Raw genomic sequence first — 8,075 nt, 5'->3', positions numbered from 1 at the left:
GCTTCATCCTCATGCCCTGCGGAAAAAGCCCGCGATGAGCGACAGGACCAGAAGGGCCAGGAAGACGAAGAACAGGATCTGCGCGATACCGGCGGATGCGCCGGCAATGCCGCCAAAGCCGAGCAGGCCGGCAACAAGAGCAATCACGAGAAAGACTACAGCATAATAGAGCATTTTGAACTCCTTCCTTGTATCGCAAGGAGAACGGAGGCTGACGGAAAAGGTTCCCGCGGGTTTTCTCGAATAAAAGGGAATCAAGACAGGAACTCTTCTTCACAAGGCAATGCCGCCGCAGCCTTTCGGCCGCGGCGGCATGAGCGCAGATCAAAGGGGCTGCGACCGTCTCAGTGACGGTGCGCCCAGTCGTCGATCTGCCGCTCGGCCTCCTCCTTGGCGAGGCCGTAGCGCTGCTGGATCTTGCCGGACAGTTCCACGCGGCGGCCCTGGATGACATCGAGGTCGTCTTCGGTGAGCTTGCCCCACTGCGCCTGGGCCTTGCCCTTATACTCGTTCCACTTGCCTTCGATGATGTCCCAATTCATGTCGCTGTCCTTTCTGTTCCGTTGAACGCCGCGGCGTCGACCAAAGGAAAATCTTCCGATACGCGAAAAGTTCCGCGCAATCCTCAGTGGAGCCGCGCCAGGGCGTCTGCCGGACGGCTGTTTTCGGCGACCACCAGACCCTCTGCCGGCGTCACCTGCCGGACATCGACCTCAAGGCCGCGCTCCTTCGTCATACGCCAGCTGATTTCGACATCCTCCTCCATCCAGGCGGGATCGATCGAAGCGCAGCGGGCATGCACGATCTGATTGCCCGCGCCAGCACCGCCGAGGGCGGAAGGCAGAGCGCCGACGCATTCTTCCATGGATTCGTAGGCCACCTGGGGCGCTTGCAGTTCTTCACAGGCGAGGCTGCCATGGCTGCAGCCGACCAGAAGCATGATAGCGGCTATGTGTTCCATTTCACTCTCCTTCACCCGGCGGGTTTGGCCAAGCAACGGCGCCATGCGGCGGAAAGTTCCAGGCTCGCATCCTGCCGCGCCTGTCACATTTTCGGGAACAAAATCCGTGCCGAACCGTTGTCGGCCCATCGCTCGATGGCGAACCGGACGTGAAAGGACGCGTAGATGCTCAGCACCATCCTCCTCATCATTCTTATCCTGCTTCTGATCGGCGCTCTGCCAAACTGGGGATATAGCCGCAGCTGGGGCTATGGCCCGTCCGGCGGGCTGGGCCTCATCGTCGTCATCCTTCTGATCCTCGTCCTCATGGGACGCATCTAACCCCCAAACCAGCCCTGGAGCCGGAACCATGAAGAACACCATCATCGCGCTTGCGCTTGTCGCCTCCACCGTGACGCTGACCGCCTGCACCCAGACCGAGCGCGGCACCGCGATCGGCGCAGCGTCCGGCGCCATCATCGGCGGCGTGGTCACCGGCCGGGCGGGCGGCGCGCTTGTCGGCGCGGCTGTCGGCGGCGCGGCGGGCTATCTCATCGCCCGGTCCGACCGCAGCGGCTACTGCATCTATCGCGACCGTTATGGCCGCCGCTACGAAGCACGCTGCCGCTAATCGCGGCAACCGTTCGAAACAGGAAACGGGCCCTCGGGCCCGTTTCTTGGCGTCTTGCAGGGGAAAATGGATGTTCTCAGAGACCGCCGCCGGCTTTGCGCTCGGCTTCGTCAAGCTTTTCCAAGAGATCGAGCAGGCGATCGGGCACCGGCTCCGTCTCGATCACGTCGTAGAAGGATTTCAGCTTGCGGCCGACCGGACCGTTCGGGTCGAACGCAGCCTTGGCGGGGGCGCCGCTGCCGCGTCTCTTGTCTTTGCTGGGCTCGATCATGGTCTTGTTTCCATCGCGTGCCGCCCGCTATCTTCCTTTTGCCCAAGATTCCAAATAGCAAGTCAGACTTAGCATGCTACCAATAGGTTTCCGCAAGATGAACTCTAGCGGAAACGGTTCCGATACGGAACATATTCAGGGAGAACGAAATGTCACTATCCACCCGTATCGCACCGCATCTCGCCTATCTGAGGCGGTTTTCTCGTGCCGTGACGGGTTCCCAGACGTCCGGCGACGCCTATGTCGCCGCCATGCTGGAAGCGCTCGTCGCCGATATCACGCTCTATCCCCAGGGTCGCAACGACCGCAACGCGCTCTACCGTCTCTACTGCACGCTCTTCGAGAATCTCGACGTGACGCTGCCGGAAAACACCTCGCCGTTCGGCTGGGAACGCCAGGCGGCCGCCAACCTCGCCAACCTGCCGCCGGCAGAACGCAAGGCGTTCCTTCTGGTCGCCGTCGAAGGCTTCGACATCGCGGAAGGCGCCGATATTCTCGACGTTTCGGAAGAGCGCTTCAGCGAACTGCTCGATGAAGCCTCGCGCGACATTTCCAGTCAGGTCGCGACTGATATCATGATCATCGAGGACGAGCCGCTGATCGCCATGGACATTGAGGACATGGTGAAGGGCCTCGGCCACAACGTGACCGGCATCGCGCGCACCCACGCGGAAGCCGTCGAGCTCTACCACCGCACCTCCCCGCGCATGGTGCTGGCCGACATCCAGCTTGCCGACGGCAGCTCGGGCATCGATGCCGTCAACGACATCCTGAAGAACAGCACGATCCCGGTGATCTTCATCACCGCCTTCCCGGAGCGACTGCTGACGGGCGAAAAGCCGGAGCCGGCCTTCCTCGTCACCAAGCCGTTCAACCCGGATATGGTGAAGGCGCTGATCAGCCAGGCGCTGTTCTTCGACGAGCAGGCACGGCTGGCGAAATCGGCCTGACGCAGGCAGTACCCCAAAAGCAGAAAGGCCCGCGCGAGCGGGCCTTTTCCGTTTGGGTCGAGCGCGGCCTCAGAGGGCGGCGACGACGATGACCTCGACCAGATAGTCCGGGGTCGCCAGCTTGGATTCGCCGGTCGCGCGGGCGGGCGTGTGGCCCTGCGGCGCCCAGCCGTCCCAGACCGCGTTCATCTTCGAAAAGTCGGCCATGTCGGCAAGCCAGATCTGGGCGGAGAGGATGCGGGTCTTGTCCGTGCCGGCGAGCGCCAGCAGGCGGTCGACCTCGGCCAGCGCCTGCTTCGTCTGCTCGGTCACGTCGGACCCCGCCTCGCCGACCTGGCCGGCCAGATAGACGGTGCCGTTGTGCACGACGGCCTGGCTCATGCGCGGGCCGGTTTCAAAGCGTTTGATATCCATGTCTCGTTCCTGTCAGGTCGCGAAAAATCTACCGCGGAAGCGCGGTACTCCGTCTATACGAATCCGCACGACACCGCGCCAGTGGCAGGCAACGGATTTTCCGGCTACCGGACCGCCGCCAGCGCCTCGAAGACCGCGGCCACCGCTTCAGCACCGGGATCCGGCACCCCGTCGAGATCGCGTTCCCCGACATAGGCGGCGCGGCCGGCCTTGGCTTTCGTCATCGTCTTCGTGGCATCCGCCCCGGCGCGGGCCGATCTTGCCGCTTCCGCAAGGGAGCCTATGGCAAGCGCGCGCAGCGCCGGGTCGAGCGCATCGACCATGGTGCGGTCGCCGGGCCCGGCGCCGCCGTAAAAGGACATGCGCTCGAGGCCGGCGAGCAAGGCATCAGCAACCGGCTTGCCGCCGGAGACGGCCTGCCCGGCGGCGGTGAAGAAGATCGACAGCAAGACGCCGCTGGAACCGCCCATGCTGGTGCCGAGTGTCGCGCCGATCCTGCCGAAGGTGGCGGCGAGGTCGGCGAGCGGCATATCGGCGATACGGCTTTCGATGCTGCGCGCACCGGCCGCGGCGGTCGAGCCCGTGTCGCCATCACCGGCGCGGGCGTCCAGCCGGTTGAGCTCCGCTTCCAGCGAGACGAGCTTTTCGCAAACCGTCCGGATGATCTTCTCCACGCCGGCATCGGCGCTCGCGGCAATCTCCTGCATTCCGATGGAAGCCGGGGCCGCGAGGATGGCAATCGGCTTGCGCCCCACCGGCGCGACCCAGGCGCGCGGCGAGACGGCAGAGCGCAGCGCCAGCTCGCGTGCCGGATCGAGCTTGATGAGGGAAAGCGAGAAACCGTTCATGTTGAGCGCTGTCATCAGGGGTGCCGGGCCGATGACGAGACGGACGCGCGCCGCAATCGATGAGGACAGGACCGCGTTAGCGACAACGCCCATTTCCAATGGCGGCACGGCGCCGAGATTGTTGATGAGCAGCGCGTAGCTGCCGTCCGCCGCAAGATGCGCGGCAAGCCGGTCCGCCATGGTCGCGACCAGCGTGCCGGCCGCTTCGACGGCGATGCGTTCGACGCCGGGCTCACCGTGGATGCCGAGACCGAGTTCCCCTTCACCGGGGCCGAGCCGTTCCTCATGGGCCTGACCGGGAATGGAGCAGGAGGAAAGCGACATGCCGAGGGAAACGGTGTCGCCGGCGGCAGCGCGGGCACCGGCCGCAACCGCCTCGAGGCTTTCGCCCGTTTCCGCCAAATGCCCGGCGATCTTGTGCACGAAAAGCGTGCCGGCGACACCGCGCGGCTGCGCGAGGTCGGGCAGCGCGATATCGTCGGCGACGATGGCCATCTCGACCTTGAAGCCTTCCGCGCGGGCACGCTCGGCGGCAAGGCCGAAGTTCAGCCGGTCGCCGGTGTAGTTCTTGACGATGAGCAGGCAGCCCGCCTCCCCCGTCACCGCGCGGATGGCCGTGAGCACGGCATCGACGCTCGGCGAGGCGAAGATCTCGCCAGAGACCGCGGCGGTCAGCATGCCCCGGCCGACGAAGCCGGCGTGGGAGGGCTCATGCCCGGCGCCGCCTCCGGAGACGACCGCGACGCGATCCTTCTTCCAGTCCGCCCGCAGGATGATCTTGATGTCGGGATAAGTGTCGAGCCGTGCAAGTTCGCCTTCCGGCGCGGTCATCAGCAGGCCGTCGAGCGCCTCGGTGACGATGTCTTCGCGGCGGTTGAGGAAATGTTTCATGGCGGCCTCCTATGGTTTCGCCGCCAATCCCGAAAGCGCGGCCGCGACGATCCTCTCGATGGCGGCGTCGATGTCAACCGTTACGACACCGGGTTCGGCGGAGGGGTCTTCCAGTGTGGCGAGCTGGCTGTCGAGCAGGCTGACGGGCATGAAGTGCCCTTGCCGCGCGGCCATGCGGGACATCAGGAGCGCGCGACTGCCCTTCAGGAAGACGAAGGCGAGCGACCCGCCGGCCGCTTCCCGCAGGCGGTCGCGATAGGCCTTCTTCAGGGCAGAGCAGGAAACGACGATGCTGTTGCCGTCGGCAAGCGCCGCCGAGAGCGCGCGGCCGATCGTGTCGAGCCAGGACCGGCGGTCCTCGTCGGCCAGCGGGATGCCCCTGGACATCTTCTCGACATTGGCGGCCGGATGCAGGCTGTCGCCTTCTATAAAGGCGGCAGGAAGGGCTGCGGCAAGGCCCTCGGCGACCGAGGTCTTGCCGCAGCCGGAAACACCCATGACGACGATCGCGCGGGCGTCCGTCATGGCGCTTGCCATCAGGCCACGCGCTTGCGCCGTTCGACGCGGGCGCGGATGGCATCGACATCGACGCGGGGCGTCGCGGCGAACAGCGTCTTGGTGTAGCTGTGCTGCGGGTCGTCGAAGACCTGGTCGCGGCTGCCATATTCCACCGCCTCGCCGAAATACATCACCATCACGTCATCGGCGATGTGGCGCACGACGGAGAGGTCGTGGCTGATGAAGACGTAGGTCAGGTGGAACTCGTCCTGCAGGTCGGCGAGCAGGTTGAGTACCTGGGCCTGCACCGAAAGGTCGAGCGCCGAGACTGGTTCGTCGAGCACCAGAAGACGCGGATTGAGCATCAGCGCACGGGCGATCGCCACGCGCTGGCGCTGGCCGCCGGAGAACATGTGCGGGTAGCGCCCGTAATGCTTCTCCTCCAGCCCCACCTTCTTCAGGATGGCCATGGCGCGGTCGCGCCGCTCGTCGGCGGGGATCTTGGTGTTGATGACCAGCGGTTCCGTCAGGATGTCGCCGATCTTCTTGCGCGGGTTGAGCGAACCATAGGGGTTCTGGAAGACGATCTGCACCTTGCTGCGCATTTCCGACGTCAGCGGCTCGCTGGCGATGTCGACCTTGCGGCCGTCGATCAGCATTTCGCCATCGGTGATCGGGTCGATCATCGTGACCATGCGGGCAAGGGTGGACTTGCCGCAGCCGCTTTCGCCGACGATGGCGAGCGTCTTGCCTTCCTCGACCTTGAAGCTCACGCCCTTGACGGCGTGAACGGTCTTGCCCGCTTTGAACAGGCTGCCGGGGATATGGTAGTCGCGCTTGAGGTTCTTTGCTTCGAGGACAGGGGTCATCGGACGGCTCCCGCGAAAATCTCGGCGTCGGTCAGCTTTTCCGTGATGGTCGGCAGGCGTCCGCCGACGGCATTTTCCGGAAGGGCCGACAGAAGGGCCTTGGTGTAGACGCTCTTGGGGCTTTCGAAGAGCGACAGGACATCCGCCGATTCGATCTGGCGTCCCTTGTACTGCACGATGACGCGGTCCGCGGTCTCGGCGACGACACCCATGTCATGGGTGATGATGATGAGGCCCATGCCGTGCTCGGCCTGCAGCTTCATCAGGAGATCGAGGATCTGCTTCTGGATCGTCACGTCGAGCGCGGTGGTCGGCTCGTCGGCGATCAGGAGCTTCGGATTGCAGGCAAGCGCGGTCGCGATCATCACGCGCTGGCACTGGCCGCCCGACATCTGGTGCGGAAAGTGGCCGAGCCGTTCTTCCGGGTTCGGGATGCCGACCAGCTGGAACAGCTCGATGGCCCGGTTGCGGCGTGCCTTGCGGGAAAGATCGGTGTGGATGCGCAGCACCTCCTCGATCTGGTAGCCGACCGTGAAGCACGGATTGAGACTGGCGATCGGCTCCTGGAAGATCATGGCGATGTCCTTGCCGATGATCTTGCGCCGCTCGCTGTCGGACATCGCCTTCATGTCGCGGCCATTGAAGGTAAGCACGTCCGCCGTCACCTTCGCCGTCCAGGGCAGAAGCCCCATGGCGGCGAGCATGGAGACCGACTTGCCCGAACCGGATTCGCCGACGATGGCGAGAACCTCGCCCTCGTCGACTTTCAGCGAAACGCCGTCCACGGCGCGGAAGGGGCCGGATGCCGTCTGGAATTCGACGGTGAGGTTTTTGATTTCGAGAAGCGACATCACGACCTCTTCAGCTTGGGATCGAGGGCGTCGCGCAGGCCGTCACCCATGAGGTTGATGGCAAGCACGGTGACGAGGATGGCAAGGCCCGGGAAAGTAACGACCCACCAGGCGCGCTGGATGAATTCGCGCGCTTCGGCGAGCATCGTGCCCCATTCCGGCGTCGGCGGCTGGGCGCCCATGCCGAGGAAGCCGAGGGCGGCCGCATCGAGGATCGCCGCCGAGAAGGCGAGCGTCGCCTGGACGATGAGCGGTGCCAGGCAGTTCGGCAGGATCGTCAGGAACATCAGGCGGAGGGTGCCGGCGCCCGCGACCTGCGAGCCGACGACGTAGTCCTTCGACTTCTCCGCCATCACGGCCGCGCGCGTCAGGCGCACGAAGTGCGGCTGGTTGACGAGCGAGATGGCGATCATGGCATTGAGCAGGCCCGGTCCAAGAACCGCCACCAGCACGAGGGCGAGCAGCAACGAGGGGAACGCCAGGATGATGTCCATGATGCGCATGATGAAGGTATCGACCTTGCCGCGGAAATAGCCGGCGACGACACCGATGAGCACGCCCGAGACCACCGACAGCGTCACGACGACGAGGCCGATGAACAGCGAGAAGCGTGCGCCGTAGATGAGGCGCGAAAGGATGTCACGACCGACGGCGTCGGTGCCGAGAACATGACCCCAACCGCCGCCTTCCTGGAAGACCGTCGGCATGAGGAGAAGTTCGCGGTTCTGGGCGCTCGGATTGTGCGGCGCGACAAAGGGCGCGAAGATCGCGACGAACAGGATGATCAGGAACACGAAGAGGCCGATGACGGCGCCCTTGTTGCGCGAGAAGTAGAACCAGAATTCGGAAAGGCCGGAAGGCGGCGTGCCGCCCGTCTTGGTGTCGGCCGCGGTTTGAACAGCGCTCATGGAT

Annotated in this window: 13 protein-coding genes; 3 read left to right on the top strand and 10 right to left on the bottom strand. The window is 64.8% G+C overall.

Annotated elements, in window-relative coordinates; all coding sequences use genetic code 11:
- Window positions 1–9 precede the first annotated feature (9 nt).
- The 3 genes from Q9316_RS03085 to Q9316_RS03075 all read right to left on the bottom strand — a co-directional run bounded on the left by Q9316_RS03085 (window position 10) and on the right by Q9316_RS03075 (window position 961).
- Complete coding sequence (locus tag Q9316_RS03085) at window positions 10–174, bottom strand: DUF1328 domain-containing protein (protein ID WP_306033796.1); 165 nt, start codon at window positions 172–174, stop codon at window positions 10–12.
- A 170-nt stretch (window positions 175–344) separates the two neighbouring features.
- Entirely contained in the window at window positions 345–542 is a 198-nt protein-coding gene (locus Q9316_RS03080) for a CsbD family protein (RefSeq protein WP_306033795.1), read from the bottom strand.
- Window positions 543–625: 83 nt separating this feature from the next.
- Window positions 626–961 (bottom strand): hypothetical protein, encoded by a 336-nt coding sequence (locus Q9316_RS03075; RefSeq protein ID WP_306033794.1) that lies wholly within the window; start codon window positions 959–961, stop codon window positions 626–628.
- 165 nt (window positions 962–1,126) lie between these two features.
- On the opposite strand from Q9316_RS03075, the gene Q9316_RS03070 reads away from it, so the two are divergent.
- A complete protein-coding gene (locus tag Q9316_RS03070; RefSeq protein ID WP_306033793.1) occupies window positions 1,127–1,282 on the top strand; it encodes a DUF3309 family protein in 156 nt (51 codons plus the stop codon).
- A 28-nt stretch (window positions 1,283–1,310) separates the two neighbouring features.
- Window positions 1,311–1,571 (top strand): YMGG-like glycine zipper-containing protein, encoded by a 261-nt coding sequence (locus Q9316_RS03065; RefSeq protein ID WP_306033792.1) that lies wholly within the window; start codon window positions 1,311–1,313, stop codon window positions 1,569–1,571.
- A gap of 76 nt (window positions 1,572–1,647) precedes the next feature.
- Here the strand turns inward: Q9316_RS03065 and Q9316_RS03060 are convergent, their stop codons facing one another.
- The gene (locus Q9316_RS03060) at window positions 1,648–1,842 is read right to left on the bottom strand and encodes a NepR family anti-sigma factor (protein ID WP_306033791.1); all 195 of its coding nucleotides are present in this window, start codon (window positions 1,840–1,842) and stop codon (window positions 1,648–1,650) included.
- Between the two features lie 149 nt (window positions 1,843–1,991).
- Between Q9316_RS03060 and Q9316_RS03055 the strand changes: the two genes are divergently transcribed.
- Window positions 1,992–2,792, top strand: coding sequence for a response regulator (locus tag Q9316_RS03055; protein ID WP_306033790.1), 801 nt, complete (start codon window positions 1,992–1,994; stop codon window positions 2,790–2,792).
- Window positions 2,793–2,861: 69 nt separating this feature from the next.
- On the opposite strand, the gene Q9316_RS03050 is transcribed toward Q9316_RS03055, so the two are convergent.
- From Q9316_RS03050 to Q9316_RS03025, 6 genes are all read right to left on the bottom strand, one after another.
- Entirely contained in the window at window positions 2,862–3,206 is a 345-nt protein-coding gene (locus Q9316_RS03050) for a RidA family protein (protein WP_306033789.1), read from the bottom strand.
- 104 nt (window positions 3,207–3,310) lie between these two features.
- Window positions 3,311–4,945: a dihydroxyacetone kinase subunit DhaK gene (locus tag Q9316_RS03045; protein ID WP_306033788.1), complete on the bottom strand. Its 1,635-nt coding sequence runs from the start codon at window positions 4,943–4,945 to the stop codon at window positions 3,311–3,313.
- Between the two features lie 9 nt (window positions 4,946–4,954).
- Window positions 4,955–5,470: a gluconokinase gene (locus Q9316_RS03040; protein ID WP_306033787.1), complete on the bottom strand. Its 516-nt coding sequence runs from the start codon at window positions 5,468–5,470 to the stop codon at window positions 4,955–4,957.
- An 11-nt stretch (window positions 5,471–5,481) separates the two neighbouring features.
- Entirely contained in the window at window positions 5,482–6,312 is an 831-nt protein-coding gene (locus tag Q9316_RS03035) for a dipeptide ABC transporter ATP-binding protein (protein WP_306033786.1), read from the bottom strand.
- Window positions 6,309–7,163 (bottom strand): ABC transporter ATP-binding protein, encoded by an 855-nt coding sequence (locus tag Q9316_RS03030; RefSeq protein ID WP_306033785.1) that lies wholly within the window; start codon window positions 7,161–7,163, stop codon window positions 6,309–6,311. The genes Q9316_RS03035 and Q9316_RS03030 overlap by 4 nt, the downstream gene beginning before the upstream one ends.
- Entirely contained in the window at window positions 7,163–8,071 is a 909-nt protein-coding gene (locus tag Q9316_RS03025) for an ABC transporter permease subunit (RefSeq protein ID WP_306033784.1), read from the bottom strand. Before Q9316_RS03025 ends, Q9316_RS03030 begins: the two co-directional genes overlap by 1 nt.
- Between the last annotated feature and the right edge of the window lie 4 nt (window positions 8,072–8,075).

Origin of the sequence: Shinella zoogloeoides, assembly GCF_030733845.1 — a bacterium.
Lineage (GTDB): Bacteria > Pseudomonadota > Alphaproteobacteria > Rhizobiales > Rhizobiaceae > Shinella > Shinella zoogloeoides_C.
This window is presented reverse-complemented; position numbering and strand designations above follow the sequence as displayed.